The sequence below is a fragment of the Microbispora cellulosiformans genome, from assembly GCF_008728085.1.
GTDB lineage: Bacteria > Actinomycetota > Actinomycetes > Streptosporangiales > Streptosporangiaceae > Microbispora > Microbispora amethystogenes.
Genome location: NZ_VYTZ01000010.1, coordinates 235023 through 253936 on the forward strand (window position 1 = coordinate 235023; position 18914 = coordinate 253936).

Annotated in this window: 17 protein-coding genes and 1 pseudogene; 7 read left to right on the forward strand and 11 right to left on the reverse strand. The window is 69.7% G+C overall.

The annotated features are described in order from the left end of the window. Positions 1 to 4 precede the first annotated feature (4 nt). The 3 genes from F5972_RS26835 to F5972_RS26845 are packed head-to-tail and all read right to left on the reverse strand — an operon-like array spanning position 5 to position 2398. Entirely contained in the window at positions 5 to 1723 is a 1719-nt protein-coding gene (locus F5972_RS26835; protein WP_150937087.1) for an urease subunit alpha, read from the reverse strand. Then, a complete protein-coding gene (locus F5972_RS26840; protein WP_150937089.1) occupies positions 1716 to 2099 on the reverse strand; it encodes an urease subunit beta in 384 nt (127 codons plus the stop codon). Before F5972_RS26840 ends, F5972_RS26835 begins: the two co-directional genes overlap by 8 nt. Then, a complete protein-coding gene (locus F5972_RS26845) occupies positions 2096 to 2398 on the reverse strand; it encodes an urease subunit gamma (protein WP_150937091.1) in 303 nt (100 codons plus the stop codon). Before F5972_RS26845 ends, F5972_RS26840 begins: the two co-directional genes overlap by 4 nt. A 182-nt stretch (positions 2399 to 2580) precedes the next feature. Here F5972_RS26845 and urtA point away from each other — a divergent pair, with 182 nt between their 5' ends. From urtA to urtE, 5 genes are all read left to right on the forward strand, one after another. Continuing rightward, positions 2581 to 3807, forward strand: coding sequence for an urea ABC transporter substrate-binding protein (gene urtA, locus F5972_RS26850; protein WP_150937093.1), 1227 nt, complete (start codon positions 2581 to 2583; stop codon positions 3805 to 3807). A gap of 75 nt (positions 3808 to 3882) precedes the next feature. Then, the gene (gene urtB, locus F5972_RS26855) at positions 3883 to 4737 is read left to right on the forward strand and encodes an urea ABC transporter permease subunit UrtB (protein ID WP_150937095.1); all 855 of its coding nucleotides are present in this window, start codon (positions 3883 to 3885) and stop codon (positions 4735 to 4737) included. Beyond that, positions 4734 to 5819: an urea ABC transporter permease subunit UrtC gene (gene urtC / locus F5972_RS26860; protein WP_150937097.1), complete on the forward strand. Its 1086-nt coding sequence runs from the start codon at positions 4734 to 4736 to the stop codon at positions 5817 to 5819. Before urtB ends, urtC begins: the two co-directional genes overlap by 4 nt. Positions 5820 to 5893: 74 nt before the next feature. Next, positions 5894 to 6640: an urea ABC transporter ATP-binding protein UrtD gene (urtD, locus tag F5972_RS26865; protein WP_225311917.1), complete on the forward strand. Its 747-nt coding sequence runs from the start codon at positions 5894 to 5896 to the stop codon at positions 6638 to 6640. Continuing rightward, positions 6627 to 7319, forward strand: a complete 693-nt coding sequence (gene urtE, locus F5972_RS26870; RefSeq protein ID WP_150937101.1) for an urea ABC transporter ATP-binding subunit UrtE — start codon at positions 6627 to 6629, stop codon at positions 7317 to 7319. Before urtD ends, urtE begins: the two co-directional genes overlap by 14 nt. Positions 7320 to 7459: 140 nt before the next feature. Here urtE and F5972_RS26875 read toward each other — a convergent pair whose 3' ends face one another. The 4 genes and pseudogenes from F5972_RS26875 to F5972_RS26890 all read right to left on the reverse strand — a co-directional run bounded on the left by F5972_RS26875 (position 7460) and on the right by F5972_RS26890 (position 12869). Further along, entirely contained in the window at positions 7460 to 9685 is a 2226-nt protein-coding gene (locus F5972_RS26875; RefSeq protein ID WP_191910325.1) for a tetratricopeptide repeat protein, read from the reverse strand. Positions 9686 to 10102: 417 nt separating this feature from the next. Then, positions 10103 to 10885: pseudogene (locus F5972_RS26880) on the reverse strand (alpha/beta fold hydrolase); the annotation flags it as partial. Positions 10886 to 11501: 616 nt separating this feature from the next. Continuing rightward, positions 11502 to 12515: a GNAT family N-acetyltransferase gene (locus tag F5972_RS26885; protein WP_150937107.1), complete on the reverse strand. Its 1014-nt coding sequence runs from the start codon at positions 12513 to 12515 to the stop codon at positions 11502 to 11504. Positions 12516 to 12623: 108 nt separating this feature from the next. Next, positions 12624 to 12869, reverse strand: a complete 246-nt coding sequence (locus tag F5972_RS26890) for a DUF2630 family protein (protein WP_150937108.1) — start codon at positions 12867 to 12869, stop codon at positions 12624 to 12626. Positions 12870 to 13175: 306 nt separating this feature from the next. Here F5972_RS26890 and leuA point away from each other — a divergent pair, with 306 nt between their 5' ends. Next, complete coding sequence (gene leuA / locus F5972_RS26895) at positions 13176 to 14900, forward strand: 2-isopropylmalate synthase (protein WP_150937110.1); 1725 nt, start codon at positions 13176 to 13178, stop codon at positions 14898 to 14900. On the opposite strand, the gene F5972_RS39465 is transcribed toward leuA, so the two are convergent. The 3 genes from F5972_RS39465 to F5972_RS26910 all read right to left on the reverse strand — a co-directional run bounded on the left by F5972_RS39465 (position 14881) and on the right by F5972_RS26910 (position 16663). Next, the gene (locus tag F5972_RS39465) at positions 14881 to 15531 is read right to left on the reverse strand and encodes a nucleotidyl transferase AbiEii/AbiGii toxin family protein (RefSeq protein ID WP_150937112.1); all 651 of its coding nucleotides are present in this window, start codon (positions 15529 to 15531) and stop codon (positions 14881 to 14883) included. The genes leuA and F5972_RS39465 overlap by 20 nt on opposite strands. A 15-nt stretch (positions 15532 to 15546) precedes the next feature. Next, the gene (locus F5972_RS26905; RefSeq protein WP_150937114.1) at positions 15547 to 15750 is read right to left on the reverse strand and encodes a hypothetical protein; all 204 of its coding nucleotides are present in this window, start codon (positions 15748 to 15750) and stop codon (positions 15547 to 15549) included. 400 nt (positions 15751 to 16150) lie between these two features. Next, positions 16151 to 16663: a carboxymuconolactone decarboxylase family protein gene (locus F5972_RS26910; RefSeq protein WP_225311910.1), complete on the reverse strand. Its 513-nt coding sequence runs from the start codon at positions 16661 to 16663 to the stop codon at positions 16151 to 16153. A 149-nt stretch (positions 16664 to 16812) separates the two neighbouring features. On the opposite strand from F5972_RS26910, the gene sigJ reads away from it, so the two are divergent. After that, on the forward strand, positions 16813 to 17781 hold the full coding sequence (sigJ, locus tag F5972_RS26915) for an RNA polymerase sigma factor SigJ (RefSeq protein WP_225311911.1): 969 nt from the start codon (positions 16813 to 16815) through the stop codon (positions 17779 to 17781). A gap of 322 nt (positions 17782 to 18103) precedes the next feature. Here sigJ and F5972_RS39210 read toward each other — a convergent pair whose 3' ends face one another. Next, positions 18104 to 18307: a transposase gene (locus F5972_RS39210; RefSeq protein ID WP_318527637.1), complete on the reverse strand. Its 204-nt coding sequence runs from the start codon at positions 18305 to 18307 to the stop codon at positions 18104 to 18106. Between the last annotated feature and the right edge of the window lie 607 nt (positions 18308 to 18914).

The following is an 18914-nucleotide window of genomic DNA, read 5'->3' on the forward strand; positions in this document are numbered from 1 at the left end:
CCTCTCAGAAGAGGAAGTAGCGCTGCGCCATCGGCAGCGACTCGGCCGGGGCGGGCTCGATGAGCTCGCCGTCCACGTGTACGGCGAAGGTGTCCGGGTCCACCCGGATGTCCGGCAGGGCGTCGTTGAGGGGCATCGCGTCCTTGCGCCGGGCGCGTACGTCGGCCACCGGGGCCAGCCGCCTGCGGACGGCCAGCCGGTCGGCGAGGCCGTCCTCCAGCGCGAGCGGCGCGACGAAGTGCAGCGACGTCGCCGCGGCGGTGACCGGGGCCGCGCCGAACATCGGGCGGGGCAGCACCGGCTGCGGCGTCGGGATCGACGCGTTCGCGTCGCCCATCTGCGCGTACGCGATGACCCCGCCCTTGATCACGAGCTCGGGCTTGACCCCGAAGAAGGCCGGGCTCCACAGGACGAGGTCCGCGAGCTTGCCGGGCTCGACCGAGCCGATCTCCGCGTCGAGCCCGTGGGCGACGGCCGGGTTGATCGTGTACTTCGCGACGTACCGGCGGGCGCGCAGGTTGTCGGCCGGGCCGTCGCCGGGCAGCGCGCCCCGGCGGCGCTTCATGACGTGCGCCGTCTGCCAGGTGCGGATGACCGTCTCACCCACGCGTCCCATCGCCTGCGAGTCCGAGCCGATCATCGAGATCGCGCCGATGTCGTGCAGCACGTCCTCGGCCGCCATCGTCGACGGCCGGATCCGCGACTCGGCGAAGGCCAGGTCCTCCGGGATGGAGGGGTTGAGGTGGTGGCACACCATGAGCATGTCCAGGTGCTCGTGGTGCGTGTTGACCGTGTGCGGCCGGGTCGGGTTCGTGGACGACGGCAGCACGTTGGCGTGTGAGGCGACCGTGATGATGTCCGGCGCGTGCCCGCCCCCCGCGCCCTCGGTGTGGTAGGCGTGGATCCCGCGACCGGCGATGGCCCCCAGGGTCGACTCCACGAACCCCGCCTCGTTCAGGGTGTCGGTGTGGATGGCGACCTGCACGCCCGTCGCGTCGCACACCCGCAGGCACGCGTCGATGGCGGCGGGAGTGGTGCCCCAGTCCTCGTGCAGCTTGAATCCCGAGGCACCGGCCCTGAGCTGTTCGAGCAGCCCCTCCTCGCTGACGGTGTTGCCCTTGCCGAGCAGGGCCACGTTGACCGGGTACGCGTCCAGGGACTCCAGCATCCGGCCGAGGTACCAGGCGCCGGTGACGGTGGTGGCCTTGGTGCCCTCGGCGGGCCCGGTGCCGCCGCCCACGATCGTGGTCACGCCCGAGGCGAGCGCTTCGTCGAGGATCTGCGGGCAGATCAGGTGGACGTGCGAGTCGACCGCACCCGCCGTGACGATCTTGCCGTTCGCCGCGAGGATCTCGGTGGACGGGCCGATGACCAGATCGGGGTGGACGCCGTCCATCGTGTCAGGGTTGCCGGCCTTGCCGATGGCGACGATGCGGCCGTCGCGCACCCCGATGTCGGCCTTGACGATCCCCCAGTGGTCCAGGATCACCGCGCCGGTGATGACGAGGTCGGCCGCGCCTTCGGCTCTGGTGGCGCGCGCCTGTCCCATCGACTCGCGGATGACCTTGCCGCCGCCGAACACCGCCTCGTCTCCGGCCCCGGCCGGCCCTATCGAGAGGTCCTCGGTCACCTCGACGTACAGGTCGGTGTCGGCCAGTCGCACCCGGTCGCCGGTGGTCGGCCCGTACAGCGCGGCATAGCGGGAGCGCTCGATGCTAGGCACCCGTCGTCCTTTCGGTCCCCGCCGGGCTTTCGATCCCCGTCGGTCTCTCGTCCAGGGGCCCGGCCCACTCGGGGCGCAGGCCGGGCACCACCCGCCCGCCCGCGAGCGGAACCAGCGTCACGTCGCGCTCCACACCGGGCTCGAACCTGACGGCGGTGCCCGCGGGGATGTCGAGGCGGCGGCCCCAGGCCGCCTCCCGGTCGAACTCCAGACCGGGGTTGGCGGCGGCGAAGTGGTAGTGCGACCCGACCTGCACCGGCCGGTCCGCGGTGTTGACGACTCTCAGGGTGATCCGCTCCCTGCCGGGGTTCAGCGGCACGTCGCCCTCGCCGTACAGGATCTCGCCCGGCGCGCCCGCACCACTCGGCCCGGTCATGGAATCGGGTGGTGGACGGTGACGAGCTTGGTGCCGTCGGGGAAGGTGGCCTCGATTTGCACGGACTCCAGCATCTCGGGCACGCCCTCCATGACGTCCTCGCGCCGCAGCACCCTGCGGCCGGCGTCCATGAGGTCGGCGACGCTCCGGCCGTCCCGGGCGCCCTCCAGGAGGAAGGACGCGATGAGGGCCGTCGCCTCCGGATGGTTGAGGCGAAGGCCGCGCTCCTTCCGGTCGCGGGCCACGCCGGCGGCGACGTGGATGAGGAGCCGTTCCTGTTCGTGTGGAGTGAGCCGCATGGCGGGACGATAGGTACCCGCGGTTTCTCCCGCGTTACCCAGGCATTTCGTATGCGTATCCGGACGGTGGTGAGGCTTCGCTAATGAGTTGTTAACCGTCGTGATTTCGACGGGAAATAGCGCGCGCTCACCTTTGCGGCAGACGGATCGGCGCGGGGGCCGTAGGCGGCAAGGAGAGGCACTTGCGTAACTCATTATGGCGTACCGGGGCGGTCATCGCGCTTTCGGCGGTGACGCTCGCGGCATGCGCTGGACAATCTGGAAAAAGTGACACGTCGGCCTCGTCCGGGGGCGGAAACACCATCAAGGTCGGCATCCTGCACTCCCTGAGCGGCACCATGGCCATCAGCGAGGTCACGGTCAGGGACGCCGAACTGCTCGCCATCGACGAGATCAACGCGGCGGGCGGAGTGCTCGGCAAGAAGCTGGAGCCCGTCGTGGAGGACGGCGCCTCCGACTGGCCGACGTTCGCGGAGAAGGCCACCAAGCTGATCGCGCAGGACAAGGTCGCCACCGTCTTCGGCGGCTGGACGTCGGCGAGCCGCAAGGCGATGCTCCCCGTCTTCGAGAAGCGCAAGGCTCTGCTGTGGTACCCCGTCCAGTACGAGGGCCTGGAGAGCTCCCCCTACATCTTCTACACGGGCGCCACGACCAACCAGCAGATCGTCCCGGGGCTCGACTACCTGAAGGAGAAGGGCAAGAAGAAGCTCTTCCTCGTCGGCAGCGACTACGTCTTCCCGAGAACCGCCAACAAGATCATCAAGGCGTACGCCGCGGCGAACGGCATGGAGGTCCTCGGCGAGGAGTACACCCCGCTCGGGCACACCGAGTACAGCACGCTCGTCAACAAGATCACCGAGGCGAAGCCGGACGCGGTGTTCAACACCCTGAACGGCGACAGCAACGTCGCCTTCTTCAAGCAGCTCAAGAGCGCCGGGGTCAGCGCCGAGCAGATGCCGGTCATGTCGGTCTCGGTGGCCGAGGAGGAGGTCAAGGGCATCGGCGTCGACAACGTCGCCGGGCAACTCGTGGCCTGGAACTACTACCAGACGACCGACACCCCGGCGAACCAGAAGTTCGTCGCCGCCTTCAAGGCCAAGTACGGCGCGGACAAGGTGACCTCCGACCCCATGGAGGCCGGATACAACGCCGTCTACCTGTGGGCCGAGGCCGCCAAGAAGGCCGGGAGCACCGACGTCGAGGCCGTGAAGAAGGCGGCCGGAGGCGTCTCGCTCGACCGCCCCGAGGGCAAGGTCACGATCGACGGCGACAACCAGCACGTGTACAAGACCGCGCGCATCGGCGTCGTCCAGCCGGACGGCCAGATCAAGGAGGTCTGGAACTCCGGCGAGCCGATCAAGCCGGACCCCTACCTCAAGACGTACTCCTGGGCCGGCGGCCTGGTCTGACCGCCGCCGAATGACCGTGCACAGCCGCGACCGGGGCGCGCCGCGCCCCGGCGCGGGACAACGTCGGGAGGTGACGTGGAAGGGGTGCTGAACCAGCTCCCGATCGGACTGTCGATCGGAGCGGTCCTGCTGCTCATCGCTCTCGGGCTGACCTTCACGTTCGGGCAGATGGGCGTGATCAACATGGCCCACGGAGAGTTCATCATGGCGGGGGCCTACACGGCCTTCCTGCTGCAGAGCGTGGGTTTCCTGGTGGCCCTGCCGGCGGCCTTCGTGGTCGCCGGGCTCATGGGCCTGGTGCTGGAGCGCACGCTGATCCGGCGCTTCTACGGCCGCCCGCTGGACACGCTGCTGCTCACCTGGGGAGTCAGCCTGATGCTCCAGCAGCTGGCCCGGGACCTGTTCGGGGCGCCCAACGTGCAGGTCGTCTCGCCGGCCTGGCTGCGCGGCGGCCTCGGCATCCTGCCGTACAACCGGCTGTTCATCATGGCCCTCGCCGTGCTGTCGGTGCTCGCCATCTGGGCGTACATGCACAAGACGGGGCAGGGCCGGCGGATGCGGGCGGTGATGCAGAACCGCAGGCTCGCGGCCACCAGCGGCATCGACACCGGGCGGGTCGACCAGCGGACGTTCTTCATCGGCTCCGGCCTGGCCGGGGTCGCGGGGGTCGCCCTCACGCTGATCGGGCCCGTCGGGCCGACGCTCGGGACGTACTACATCGTCGACGCGTTCCTGGTGGTCGTGGCGGGCGGTCTCGGGCAGCTCCGCGGCGCGGTGCTCGCCGCGATCGGGCTCGGCCTGCTGAACTCCTACGCCGAGTTCTGGAGCGACGCCAGCCTGGCCAAGGTGATCGTCTTCGTGGCGATCATCGGATTCCTGCAGATCCGGCCGCAGGGGCTGTTCTTCGTCCGATCGCGGGCGCTGACGTGACGGCCGTCGAGGCGCCCGTCGAGGCGCCCCCCGTCGTACGGCGGGAGCCGCGCCGGTGGCAGGGCCCGGCGGCCTTCGCGGCGGTGGCGCTGCTCGCCCTGGTCGTGGCGCCGCTGCTGCTGGAGCCGTTCCGCCTCGGGCTGCTGGCGAAGTATCTGTGCTACGCGATCGTGGCTCTGGGCATCGGCCTCGCGTGGGGACAGGGCGGCATGCTGACGCTCGGGCAGGGGGTGTTCTTCGGCCTCGGCGGCTACGCGATGGGCATGTATCTCAAGCTCCACGACGCGGGCGGGGACCTGCCCGACTTCATGGTCTGGAGCGGGGTCGAGAAGCTCCCGGCGCTCTGGACACCGTTCGGCAACCCGGTCTTCGCGCTCGCCATGGCCGTCGCGGTGCCCGTCGTGGTCGCGCTGCTGCTCGGCGCGCTGGTGTTCCGCCAGCGCGTACGCGGGGCGTACTTCGCGATCCTCACCCAGGCGCTGGCGGCGGCCCTGGTGATCCTGCTGGTCGGGCAGCAGGGGCTGACCGGCGGCACGAACGGGCTGACCAACTTCTTCGACTTCTTCGGTCAGGACCTCGCCGCCGACGAGACGCAGCGGGGCCTCTACCTGACGGTGGCGGTCGTGCTGGGAGTGCTCTACCTGGGTGCACGGCAGCTCGTCCGCAGCCGGTTCGGGCGGCTGCTGCTGGCGGTCAGGGACGGCGAGGACCGGGTGCGCTTCCTGGGCTACAACCCGGCCACCGTGAAGACGCTGACCTTCGCCGTCTCGGCGGGCATGGCCGGCATCGCGGGAGCGCTGTTCGTCCCGGTCGTCGGGATCATCTCGCCGGCGCTGCTCGGCGTCGTCCCCTCGCTGGAGCTCGTGGTCGGCGTGGCCGTCGGTGGCCGGTTCGCCCTCGCGGGCGCGATCCTCGGCGCGGTGGTCATGGGCTACGCCCGGACGTACTTCAGTGAGGAGCTCCCGGCCGCCTGGCTGTACCTGCAGGGCGCCCTGTTCGTCCTCGTCATGACGCTCGCACCCAGGGGCATCGCCGGACTGGCCGCCGGGCTCGTACGGAGGAGAAGGGAGGCCGGGACGTGAGCGAGGCCCCAGCGGAGACCACGCCTGCGGAGACGGCGGCATCTGAGACCGCGTTACCGGAGGAGACCGCCTTACTGGAGATCAGGGGCCTGCAGGTCGCGTTCGGCGGCTTCCGGGCCCTCGACGGTGTGGACCTGACGGTCGGGCGCGGCGAGCTGCGGTTCCTCATCGGGCCGAACGGCGCGGGCAAGACCACGCTCATCGACGTGATCACCGGCCTGACCAAACCCACCGCGGGAACGGTGCGGTTCGAGGGCCGGGACCTCGCGGGCCGCAGGGAGCACGAGATCGTCCGGCTCGGCGTGGGCCGCACCTTCCAGACCTCCGTGGTCTTCGAGGAGCTCACGGTGCTGGAGAACCTCGACCTCGCCGCCTCGTTCCGCCGTCCCCTGTGGTCGCTGCTGCGCCGCGGGCGCGGGGTGTCGGAGGAGGTCGCGGCGGCGCTGGAGACGATCGGTCTGACCTCGCTGGCGCGCAGCAGGGCCGGGGTGCTCTCCCACGGGCAGCGGCAGTGGCTGGAGATCGGCATGCTGATCGTCCAGCGGCCGCGGCTGCTGCTGCTCGACGAGCCGGTCGCCGGCATGGCGTCCGACGAGCGCGAGCGCACCGGCGAACTGCTCACCGAGATCGCCCGCGACCACACCGTGATCGTGGTCGAGCACGACATGGACTTCCTGCGCCGGTACGCCTCCCAGGTGACCGTCCTGCACGAGGGCAAGGTGCTGATGGAGGGCTCGGTCGACGAGGTGCGGGCCGATCCGCACGTGCAGGAGATCTACTTGGGACGCGCGCGGGAGGATGCCGAGGATGCTGTCCGTTGAGGGACTCGAAGCGGGGTACGGCCGGGCCCGGGTGCTGTTCGGAGTCTCGCTGGAGGTGCCCCCCGGCCGCCTCGTCTGCGTGATGGGCCGCAACGGGGTCGGCAAGACCACCCTGCTCAACACCGTCATGGGCGCGCTCCCGGCGACCGGCGGGAAGGTGACGTTCGAGGGCAGGGACGTCACCCGCCTGCGTCCCGACCAGCGCGTACGGCTCGGCATGGGCTACGTGCCGCAGGGGCACGAGACGTTTCCGCAGCTCAGCGTGATCGACAACCTGCTGGTCACGCTGGAGGCGTCCGCGCACCGCGACCAGGCGGCGGTGGAGGAGGCCCTGGAGGTCTTTCCCCGGCTCAAACCGCTGCTCAAACGGCCGGCGGGCTTCCTGTCCGGCGGCCAGCAGCAGCAGCTCGCGATGGCCCGCGCCCTGGTCACCCGGCCGAAGCTGCTGATCCTGGACGAACCGACCGAGGGCATCCAGCCCTCGATCATTCTGGAGATCGAGGAGGCGGTCGAGCGCCTGCACGCGTCCGGGCTCGCGATCCTGCTGGTCGAGCAGTATCTGGACCTCGCGCTGCGGCTGGCCGACGCGTTCCTGATCCTCGACGCCGGGCATGTGGTGCGCTCCGGCGCGGCCCAGGACCTGCGGGACGAGGAGGTCCACCGCCTCCTGTCGGTCTGACACTTGCTTGTGATCGATACGCATGCCCCCTTCTCGCGGTTCCGGAGGTGACTGCCGTCAGCGGAGGGGATGCGGCCGGAATGCAGAGAACACCGGCGGCTCGTGCCCGGGCCGTGTGAACGATGCTGCGGCTTCTGAACCTAGCCGTCCCGCCGAACCGCCGGACCTCCGGCGTCCAGAACGTCTGGACCCGGTTCGCCGTGCTGGTGGAGGCGCCGGTGAAGGTCGCGAGCGTGGTGGAGGTGGGCACGTGCCGCCGTGTGGTCACCCGTGGCCTGCGCCAACTGGGCGAGTTCCGTGTGCGCGTCGGCTTGTCCTTGGAAGTGGTTGATCTGCGAGGCCAGGACGAGGGCGGTGGTGGCGTGCTCGTGGGCGGTCACCAGCGAGCCCAGCCCGCGGTGTACGACGGCGAGGTTGTGGTGGGCGTCAGCCTGGTTCATGAGGTCTCCCAACTCTTGGAACAGGGAGAGGGCATGGTCCAGGTGAGCTCGCGCGTCGTGGTACCGGCTCAGGCGCTCGTCCAGCATGCCGAGTTGCCGGTGGCAGATGCCCAAGCCACGGCGTTGCCCCGCCTGCTCGAACAGTGTCATCGCCTGGGTGAGGTGTTCGCGGGCAGCGGTGTAGCTGCCTTCCAACCGGTCGAGGATGCCGAGGGTGGCGTGGGCGAATGCCAGCTCGACGAGGTCTTCGCCCGAGGAGGCGACTTCGAAGCAGAACGTCGCGTGGGCTCGGGCCTGGGCGAGGTCGCCGAGCCACTTGTTGACATTGGAGAGCTCGTGGTGGATCTCCGCTTGGCCGGCTCGACTGCCGACCTGCTCGTAAAGCGCGAGCGCGGTCTGAAAGCGCGCGAGCGCGGCTTGGTAGTTGCTGGTGCGCATGTCCACCAGGCCGAGATTGTGATGCATGGCTGCCTGACCGAGAGAGTCGCCGGTGTGCTGGGTCAGGCTCAGCGCCTGGCTGTGCAGTTCGATGATCTCGGTATAGAAGCCGCGCATCCGCTGGTAGAACTCCAGCTGGTAGATCAGCCGCCATGCTTCGGGGGAGCGAGCGGACAGGCACCGGCGGGCCACAGCGAGTAGATCCGGGTGATGCCGATCGAGCCATCGCAGCGCGGCGACGTCCGATTCGTGCCGGAGAAGTGACGCCAGGTGATGTCCGTCGGCCTCTATACAGGCGATGAGTGCATTGGAGTCAACCATCAGAACCGCGGCGCCGATGGCGCTTCTCGTGTACCGGAAGAGTCGTTCGTCGGCGGCGGCCAGGTGTCGGGAGCTGTCGCGCTTGTCCGATTCGATCAGCGCGGCGGCGCGTACGGCGTCGTGTATGCGGTAGCCGCCGCTGGTCCGGTTGTCTGCGATGAGCAGACCGCGCTGATAGAGGGTGGCCAGCAGTGTGGCGGCCTTGCTGATTTGCTGATCGGCGAGGACGGCGGCGATGGGCGCGGTGATCAGCGAGCCGGGGTAGTGGGCGACACGGCGCAGCACGAGACGAGCGGCCTTGGTCAGGGCCGCGAGAGAGCGGGCGAACGCAGCGGCCGTCTCGTCGCTGATTGTCTCCCCAGGAGAGGTGGGGATGTGTTGGGTGGGGTTGGCCGCTTTCAGATCGCTCATCTGACGGATCGCGAGTGGGAGCCGGAAGGCGGCGGCGATCGCGGCAACCGCCTGGGGGTCGTGAAGCCCGGCGCGGCGCAGGATGGCTCCGGCCAGGCCGGCCGCCTGGGCGCGGGTGAACGGTGTCAAGGTCATGCTCTGGTCGGGGTCGAGACCGATCAGCACGTGACGGGTGGTGACCAGAACCGCCGCTTCTTCCGCTGCAGGCAACAGAGGGCGGATCTGTTCGGCGGAATCGGCGTCGTCCAAGACGATCAGCATCTTCTTGCCCATCGTGGCGGCACGCCACTCGCGGCTGAGTGCGTTCACAGTGGTGGCGTTCGGGTTGGGCGGTACGTCCAGGGCGTTGAGCAAGGTGCGCAACGCTTCGGTGCTGGTCATCCGGGATTCGGCCGCGGCATAGGTGCGCAGGCCCAGCCAGAACAATCCGTCGGGATAACGCGCGGTGAGTGCGTGGGCGGCGCGGATTGCCAGTTCGGTCTTCCCGGTCCCGGGCATACCGGTGATCACCAGTATGAGAGGTCCGAGCCGGCTCTCCGTGGAGGCAGGTGCTGTCAGTCGGCGCAGTTCCCTGCTGCGACCTATGAAGACCCGGGTGCCGGACGGAGGCTGTAGTAGCGCACCGGCCTCCTGATTTTCTGCCTGAGGCGTCACCGGGTGCGGCGGGCCGCCGCGCGGAAGAGCGATCAGTGTGCCCGCACTCACCAGGCTCGTCATCAAGACCAGCCCGCCGAACAGCCACCAGTTCCACGTCATGGTGAGCAGGTTGGTGAGTCCTCCAGCGGTCACGCCGGCCGTGGGACCCAACCCGACGATGACCAGACGCCCCCGCCGAGCCCCTGATCCACCCGTCATCGAATCACCTCGTGCGGCTGCGGGCCGGGCCGACGGTCCGCGAGGCGCCATGCGATTTCCGTAGATCGGAGATGCGGTCGTAGATACACGCCCGGACTGGCGCCGAGTCCGGCGGCCGCACCTGGTCGCGGCGCCGATGCTGAGCTGTTCCTCGCATTCGCCATGCTTCCAGCGTGCTGCCCGGCCCCAGAAGTGTCGCGCAGAGTAACGAACGTGTCACCTCGCCGCACGGGCGGAGAAAGCGACCGTTTCAGCCTCGCCAATGGTCGCCGGTGCCGTCCAGCCGGGGTGGGGGGAAGACGCTGCGAGGGAAGGCGCTTACGCTGGAGGGGAGGAAGCGATCGCGCGTGTGAACGCCTTTGGCCGCGCCGTGGGTTCCACACCCTTCGGGATGGGAGCCGTACGGACCCGGCACTGCGCACGGCCCGACCGCTTCCTCCGTCGTCTCCGCCGCTGCCGCCCGTGAGGGGCGATCCGGGCTCGCCGAACGTGGTCGAGTATCACTTTGACGACCGGCTCCGGCCGGTCCCGGTGAATGTGGTGCCCCGCATGCTCCGCGACGACGTGTTCGGCGTTCGAGGACAGCCGGACCAGGTCGGCCTGTGGCCGCGACCAGACGGAGGAGAAACGACGCTGTTCAGCGGCCGCCTTGGTATCGGTTTCCGGCGGTTCGCCGGGGCTGGAGGAGACGATCGTGACCGGAATCGCCCCGAGGTCTGGCGCTCGGCGGCGTACCTGTACGGGATTGATGGTGATCGCGGCCGCCGCCTCGCGCAGACCCGCGCGGCGTCGCCCATCGCCCAGGTCGAAGGCGATCCTGGTGGAGAGCGGATCGGACGGCAGACGCCGGGCCTCGGCTTCGCGGCGGGCGCGGTCGCTCCACCCGGCGTCGAAGGCCAGGCGCCGCAGGCCCAGCGGCGTGAGGCGCGAGCGCAGCATTTCCCGGGCGATGGCGGCTCTCGTCCGGTGCGGCAGGCGGATCTGCTCGGGATGGCTGGAATCGACGAGGACGACCGCCGCGGCGGCGTCAGGCGTTTCGGCGGTGAACAGCCGGACGATGTTCCCCCCGGCGGAATGCCCCACGAGAACGTACGGGGGGGGATCCCCGCTCTGTTCAGCGCGCGTCGCAGGTCGCGTGCCGCTCTCAACGCCGTTCCCGCCCGCACGGACGGGTCACTCCACCCGAGCCCGGCGCGGTCGTACAGGACGACCGATGACTCCACCGCCAGTTCGGGGAGCAGCGCGGCCCAGTTCAGTCGCGGCTCACCCAGGCCGGGCACGATCACGACGGTCGGTGAGCCGGTGCCCGCGGTCCACAGGTGGATCCGGCGACCGCCGATGTCGACCATCCGACCGGGCGGAGGGAACCGGCGGCGATCACGCCGGGCCCCGTAGGTCTGGTAGGCCGCGCTCAAGGCGGCCCCGGCGATCGTGCCTGAGACGAGCCCGGACAGCGTCCTGACGATGATCCTCCTGCTGCGGATCGAGCGATTCATCGCCCTCCACCTGCGCCGGTTTTCGACAACCCTCAAAAAGGACGGACGAGAGCTGCGGTCGAACCTTGGATCCCTGACTCCGCTATTCGTACAGCGGATTCGGTCGTCAGATCAATCACGATCGAAAGAGCGGATCGGGACACCTCGACGCGCCTGCGGTCAGCCTGGTGGCCCCGCCGAGGCGCCGGACAGGGCTGAACGAGCGGAGACCGTGCCCATGGTCAGATGGCGAGCTGCAGCCCGTGCCAGGTGTCGAAGACCTCGAAGCCGATCGTCTCGTTGATGGCTCGCATGTGGGGGTTCTCGACGGAGTTCCACGTGATCACCCGCTCGGCCGAGGGTTCGCAGGCGCGCAGCCACATGAGGTTGGCGAGCTTGAGCACCAGGCCGAGCCGCCGGCCGCGGTGCGCCTTGAGCACCGCCGTGGAGGACTGGCGGACCCACCCCTCCGGCCGCTCGGCGTCGATCATGAGCTGGGTGTATGCCGCCGGGCCACCGCCGCCCAGGTGCCGGGCGATCACGGTGTAGGTCCGCTGGCCCGCCCGGGAGAGCATCTCGTCGCGGGCGCGCACGCGCTCCGCGGTCCACCGCTGGTCCTCCATCGCGAGGTCGCCGAGCGGCTCGTCGTTCATGCCCTCGTTCAGCCGGGCCATGTCGTCGAGCAGGTCGGCGGGGGTCGGCCCGGCCCACCGTTCGAGCGAGTAGCCGGTGGCGTGCCGTACGGCGCGGGCCCGCAGGAGTTCGAGGCCGGACCAGTCGGCGGTGGGCAGGTCGAGCACCAGCCTGGTCTCGGTGGTGGCGCGGGAGAAACCGCGGGCGTTGGCGAAGGCCGAGCCCGGGCCGTCCGCGGGGGCCTCGCCGACGAGCACGCTCCGGCCCTCCGCGCGGGCCCGCGCGATGGCGTGGTCGAGCAGCGCTCCGCCGATGCCCTCGCGCCGGCGCCCGGGATGGGTCATCAGCTGGAGCAGGGCGACGTGGGTGTTGTCGTGCGAGGGCAGGCGGAGGATGTGACCGCCGGCCACCTGCCCGCCGTCACGCGCCACCCAGGTCTCCGTACGCTCACCGCTGGACCCGCTCGCGGCGCCCGCCACGAAGTGCGGCCACGACATCGCAGGGCCGGGCAGGGCGCAGACCCGGGCGATCTCATACAGTCCGCCCAGGCCCTTCGGACTGTCCTCCGGGCCGTCCTTGGGGCCGGCTTCCCGCTCCGCGGCGGCGACGCGCTCGATGTGCATGCCGACAGGAAACCGCACCGCCTTTTCGCGACGCGAACCATTTTGGCGCGGCGGTCGTGCGGCGGCGGTGGAACGGCGCGGGTAGGGGCCGGGGCGGCGTGGACGGACTTACTGCAGGTAGTTCTCGACCTCGCTGACGGGGCGGGGAGCGGCGTTGTCGGGGTCCTCGCCCATCTCGCGCCGCGCGCGGCGCTGGCGGAGCAAATCCCAGCAGCGGTCGAGCTGCTCCTCCAGCGAGGCGATCCTGGTGTGCTCCTCCTCGGAGGTCAGCTCACCCGCGACGAGCCGTTCGCGCAGCGAGTGCTCCTCCTCGACGAGGTCCTTGATCTGCCCCAGGATCTGGTTGTCCTCCATCTGACCCCTCCTTCGTCACGGCACACCCTAACCCGCCCCCGCTCCGCGGTCCGTCTCGGCATCTGATCGCGTGTCTCGTCCCGCTGAGGCGTCTGCTAGTCTGCTTGACATGCTGCGCGGACTTCTTCTTCTTATCCGCCGCGGCGAGGGCCTGTAAGAGGCCGGCTCCCTCGCCGCGGTGGCGAGAGTCATGCGCGTCGGCCGCCCTGGTTCATCCCTCGGCGCCCCCTCACCCATCGTGACGACAGGATCGTCGTGTTCACGTGGGCGGAAGACGGGGCCGCCGCGCGTCCGACGAGGAGCATCATGACCACCGAACAGCAGCCCAGCCCCATGCCCTTTCATCGCTACACGCCGTACGAGCCCGTACGGCTGACCGACCGCACCTGGCCCGACAAGGTCATCACGAAGGCGCCGCGGTGGTGCGCGGTCGACCTGCGCGACGGCAACCAGGCGCTGATCGACCCGATGGACGCCGACCGCAAGCTGAAGATGTTCGACCTGCTGGTACGCATGGGCTACAAGGAGATCGAGGTCGGCTTCCCGGCGGCGTCGCAGACCGACTTCGACTTCATCCGCCAGATCATCGAAGAGGACCGCATCCCCTCCGACGTGGTGATCCAGGTGCTGACGCAGGCCAGGCCCGAGCTGATCGAGCGGACCTTCGAGTCGCTGCGCGGCGCCCGCCAAGCGATCGTCCACCTGTACAACTCCACCTCCACCCTGCAGCGCCGGGTCGTCTTCGGCCAGGACAGGGACGGCATCACCGCGATCGCCGTCGAGGGCGCCAAGCTGTGCAAGAAGCTGGCCGCCACGATGGAGGGCACCGAGATCTACTTCCAGTACTCGCCGGAGTCCTTCACCGGGACCGAGCTGGAGTACGCCGTCGAGGTCTGCAACGCCGTCAACGACGTGTGGCAGCCCACGCCCGACCGCAAGGTGATCCTGAACCTGCCGGCGACGGTCGAGATGGCCACCCCCAACGTGTACGCCGACCAGATCGAGTGGATGCACCGCAACCTGGCCTACCGCGACTCGGTCGTGCTGTCGCTGCACCCGCACAACGACCGGGGCACCGCGGTGGCCGCCGCCGAGCTGGGCTACATGGCCGGCGCCGACCGGATCGAGGGCTGCCTGTTCGGCAACGGCGAACGGACCGGCAACGTCTGCCTGGTCACGCTGGGGATGAACCTGTTCTCGCAGGGCATCGACCCCGAGATCGACTTCTCCGACATGGACGAGCTGCGGCGGGTCGTCGAGCACTGCAACCAGCTGCCCGTGCACCCTCGCCACCCCTGGGGCGGCGAGCTGGTCTACACCGCCTTCTCCGGCTCCCACCAGGACGCCATCAAGAAGGGCTTCGACCACCTGGAGCGCGACGCGGCGGCGGCCGGAGTGCCGGTCGACCAGTTCACCTGGGCCGTGCCGTACCTGCCGATCGACCCCAAGGACATCGGCCGCTCGTACGAGGCGGTGATCCGGGTCAACAGCCAGTCGGGCAAGGGCGGCGTCGCCTACATCATGAAGGCCGACCACCAGCTCGACCTGCCGCGTCGCCTGCAGATCGAGTTCTCCCGCGTCATCCAGGCCCGTACGGACGCCGAGGGCGGCGAGGTCACCGCGGCGGAGATGTGGGAGCGGTTCTCGGACGAGTACCTGCCCAACCCGGCCAGCCCCTGGGGCCGCATCGGCCTGCTGGCCCACCGGCACACCTCCGCCGTGGACGACAAGGACGCGATCAACGCCGACGTGCGGATCGACGGCCAGATCCGGGAGATCGAGGGCGTCGGCAACGGCCCCATCTCGGCCTTCTGCGATGCACTGGAGAGCGTGGGGGTGCAGGTGCGCGTCCTCGACTACACCGAGCACGCGATGAGCGCGGGCGCCGACGCCAAGGCCGCGTCGTACGTGGAGTGCGAGGTCGGCGACGCCAACGGCACGCAGGTCCTGTGGGGCGTCGGCATCGACGTCAACACGACGACCGCCTCGCTCAAGGCCATCATCTCCGCCGTCAACCGCGCCACCCGCTGAAGACGGCCGGCAGTGCCCTAGATCTTCTCTGATCCACGGGCGCTCCCCAAGACCGGGCGCGACCGGCACGACCTGCCGGCGCGCCGGGGCGTAGGGACGGCATCCCGGTCCCGACGTCGATCCTCGACCGCGCACACCGCAGATCCCGCGGCAGCGCGGTCGAGTCATTTCCAGCCCCACCCACCCCTCCGCCCGGCATCCATCTGGGCGCGTAGCACCCAGGCTCGTCAGCGAGCGCGTGCTTCGACGCGCCCACGCGGATGCCCTCGACTCCCTGAATCAGGGCTCGCGGGCGGTCGAAGCGGAAGATGAAGAAGTCGCCCAAGTCGGTTTCGGCGGCGGCGCGTAGCGCTGCGAATCCCGCCTCCGGCGAGTCGGCGTGGGCCACGACGTCGACATCGGCCGAGTGCCGGGCAGAGGAGAGACGGGTGAGCAGTGCGACGCCCCCTTTGAGAATCCAACCGCCATCATCGCTTCTGAACAGGCGCGTGAGCAGGCGGTCATACGCGAAGTGGCGGCGACGTCGGGTCGTCGAGTAGGGGGAATCGCCTGCGGTTTGCTTGAGGCGGTCTGTAATAGCGGCGCCGAAAGCGTGAGGAGAGGTATAGGGAAACCCGTCGCTGGGCTGCAATGTGGTCGGCTGTCCTTATGGGTGGGTCAGGTGCTCCAGGAACTCCTGACCGGTCGCGTCGGGCAGTCCGTAGGCCGCGGCATAGGGTGCCAGGGCCGCGGCGAGGTCGTCGGAATGAGCCAGGTTCCGATCCAGCAGGTCCGCCGCGACGAGGCCCAGATGACCTCCGTCAAGGCGGACGGACGCCAGATCGATGACCGTCCGCTGCGAGGTGGTCACGAGGAGTCCGTCGACCCATTCCACATCATCGGCCGTGAGTGGCGCACCGTGAATGGCCACATCCTGTCGCCGGGTCCGGTAACGACGGGGCGGAGGGATGGTGAACTCCCACCGCTGGGGTGAGAGAAGTCCTACCTCGTATACGAGAGCCGCACTGCTGTGTGAGACGACTCCATGAGCGGCTCCTCGCTGGTCCGTATGGAGTTCGGGAGAGAGCTGGAGCCACGCGGCCCGCAGCTCCTCCAGCTCCGGGCGGGGAGCACCGGCCAGCGAGGCTCTGACCGGCGGGGCCGTACATGCAAGCGGCCGGTGGGCCGCAGTGAGGTTGTGAAATGTGTGAGAGGCGGCGCCCCCGTCGTCCACGTGCCGCCTCTCACGGTTCTTCAGCGCCGGCCGTGTGTCACTTCCGGTAGTTCTTGCCGGGGGCCTCGCCGGGGATCGGCTTGGCGATGAGGGCGACGGGGATGAAGAAGCAGATCTGGCCGATCGCGATCGTGAGCGTCCAGAGGGCCTTCTCGTCGTACTGCTCGGCGACCTTGGCGTACAGCTCGTCGGGCACGCGTTCCCCGGACGGGTTCGGGGTGAGCACGGCCTCCACGAGCTCCAGCGCGACCCGTTCGGCGTCGGTGAAGTAGGGGGCGTCCCGCCAGGTCGCCACGGAGGTGATGCGCTCCTCGGTCTCCCCGGCCTTGCGGAGCTCGCCCGTCTGCCTGATGGTGTGGTAGGTGCTGCCGACGAGCTGCCCGGCGCGGAGTTGCACCAGGCTGATCGTGGTCTGTGGGATCGAGCCGTTCCGGGTGGCCTTGAGCATGGCTCCGGCGAGCGCGGCCACCTCTTCGGGGAAGAACTGGACGGGGTCGGGCAGACGCGACTGGAGACTGTCGTCCTTGGTGGCTGTGGGAATGGACATCATGAGGTCTTCCTCCTGAGTCTGAGCGGTCTTGCGGAGCAGGGGCGGCGCGGCTCCGGCCGTACGCCGTCCCGGTTGTCCGACGACGTGGGCGCCGGGAATGTGAGGTGACGCGCCGGCCTCACATTCCGGGTGGTCGTCTCGTCGTACTGATGAAGGCAGGCGAGACCGAGGGAGCCCGCGAGACCATGACCATCCAGTCCGAGCCGGCGGACGGCCCGATCGATCCGGGGCTGAGCGCGATCGTGAGCGAGCGGCGTCAGCTGACCAATCTCGCGTACCGGCTCCTCGGCTCCCTGGCCGAGGCGGAGGACGTCGTGCAGGAGACGTACGCCCGCTGGTACGCCATGTCTCCCTCGCGGCGGGAGGCCGTCGAGTCCCCGGGGGCCTGGCTGACGAAGGTGGCCGGCCGCATCTGCCTCGACCTGCTGGGCTCGGCGCGGGCCCGGCGGGAGCGCTACGTCGGCGAGTGGATCCCCGAGCCGCTGCCCGACCGCGCGGAGTGGGTCACCGGACAGGCGGCCGACCCGGCCGACCGGGTCACTCTCGACGAGTCGGTCAGCATGGCCTTCCTCGTCGTGCTCGAATCGATGACCCCGGCCGAGCGCGTCGCGTTCGTCCTGCACGACGTCTTCTGCCACTCCTTCGCCGAGGTGGCCGAGATCGTCGGCCGTACGCCGGGGGCGTGCCGCCAACTGGCCTCCTCGGCCCGCCGCCGCGTCCGCGCGTCGCGGCCCGCCGCGGCTCCGACGGCCCGGCAGGCCGGTGTGGTCAGGGACTTCAAGCGGGCGTGGGAGGCCGGGGACATCGACGCCCTCATCGGCATCCTCGACCCCGGCGCCACCGTGACCGCAGACGGCGGCGGAGTGGTCGACGCCCTGCTGGTCCCGCTCGAAGGCGCCGAGGAGCTCGCGCGCTACGCCGCGGCCCTCATCGGCAAGGCGGGCGGCCTGACGCTCCTGGAGCGTACGGTCAACGGCCAGCCGGGCTTGATAGGGCAGCGGGACGGCGTCACCGAGGTCGTGATGGCGTTCGACATCGTGGACGATCGGATCCGGCACATCTGGGCGGTCCGCAACCCCGAGAAACTCCACCCGTGGAGGGGGGAGTCACAGCCCTGACGGCCGTGGGTCTCTGCCGCTGTGCTGACGCGTTCCGTGAGCGGAGCCACAGCGCCGCTGACGGAACCGGGGGCCATGCCGACTCGTCTCGTCACCGCGTCCCTTCGCCACAGGGCACACTCGCCATCGGGCCCATGTGACCGACGGCGGCGCTCGCTCAGTCTTTCTCGACGTTCCCGCGCAGACGGAGCGCTCGCTCGGCGATCCCGCTGGAGAGCTTGCCGGTCACCGATCTGGCCCGCCGTCACTGATCAGGTCAGCTTCTCGGCCGTAAACTAACCAACCGAGCTTGCAGCTCCTCGCCGTCGATGGATTCGACGGTTCAGGCCGCGTCGTCGGCAGCGTGACTCACTGCCCAGCCCGCGACACCGCGCGCGGCGATGTTACGGGCTGCGTTGACGTCGGCGTGCTCAGCGAAGCCGCACGACGTGCAGGCGAAGGTGGCCTGGTCGGGCCGGTTCCTTTTGTCCACGTGCCCGCATAAAGAGCAGGTCTGGGAGGTGTAGGCCGGATCCACATGGATCACGGCGACTCCGGGCGTTCAGGCCCTTGCCGCTGTGCCGGTCGCCGTCGCTGGTGGTCGCGATGGTGGCGATCCCCAGGTCCACGCCCACGAAGGCGTCCGGGACGGTGATGGGCCGGTCGGGGACATCGCAGGTGGCGATCAGAAACCACATGCCGTCCCGGCGCACCAGGTCCGATTCGCCTTTGCGGTGGGCGGCCAGCGTCGCCAGCTGCTCGGAAGATGCGGTGAAGGCCACATCACGCACCCGGCCGGCCGTCGTCCAGATCGACACCGTGCGTGCGTCGATCCGCCACGACAGGCATCGGTCGTCGAATGGCTGGGCGGCATCGGCGCGGAAGGTGATCGGTCTGGAGGTGACGCGGGCACGGCGTGCCGATCCTTGGGGGCCCAGGTTTCCGTTGCGGATGTTGGCGTGCAGCGTGGTGTAGGCGTCGGCGACCTTCTTGATCACGTGCTGGGCGGCCTGGGCGGCCAGCCCGAACTCGGCTTTGATCCGATCGTAGGTGTGCTTGCGCAGATCGTAGTTGCGGAAGCAGCGCTGGGTGAACGCGATCCGCGATACCAGATCGGCGGCCCGGTTGGCCGCGTGCAGGGTTGCCTCCAGCGC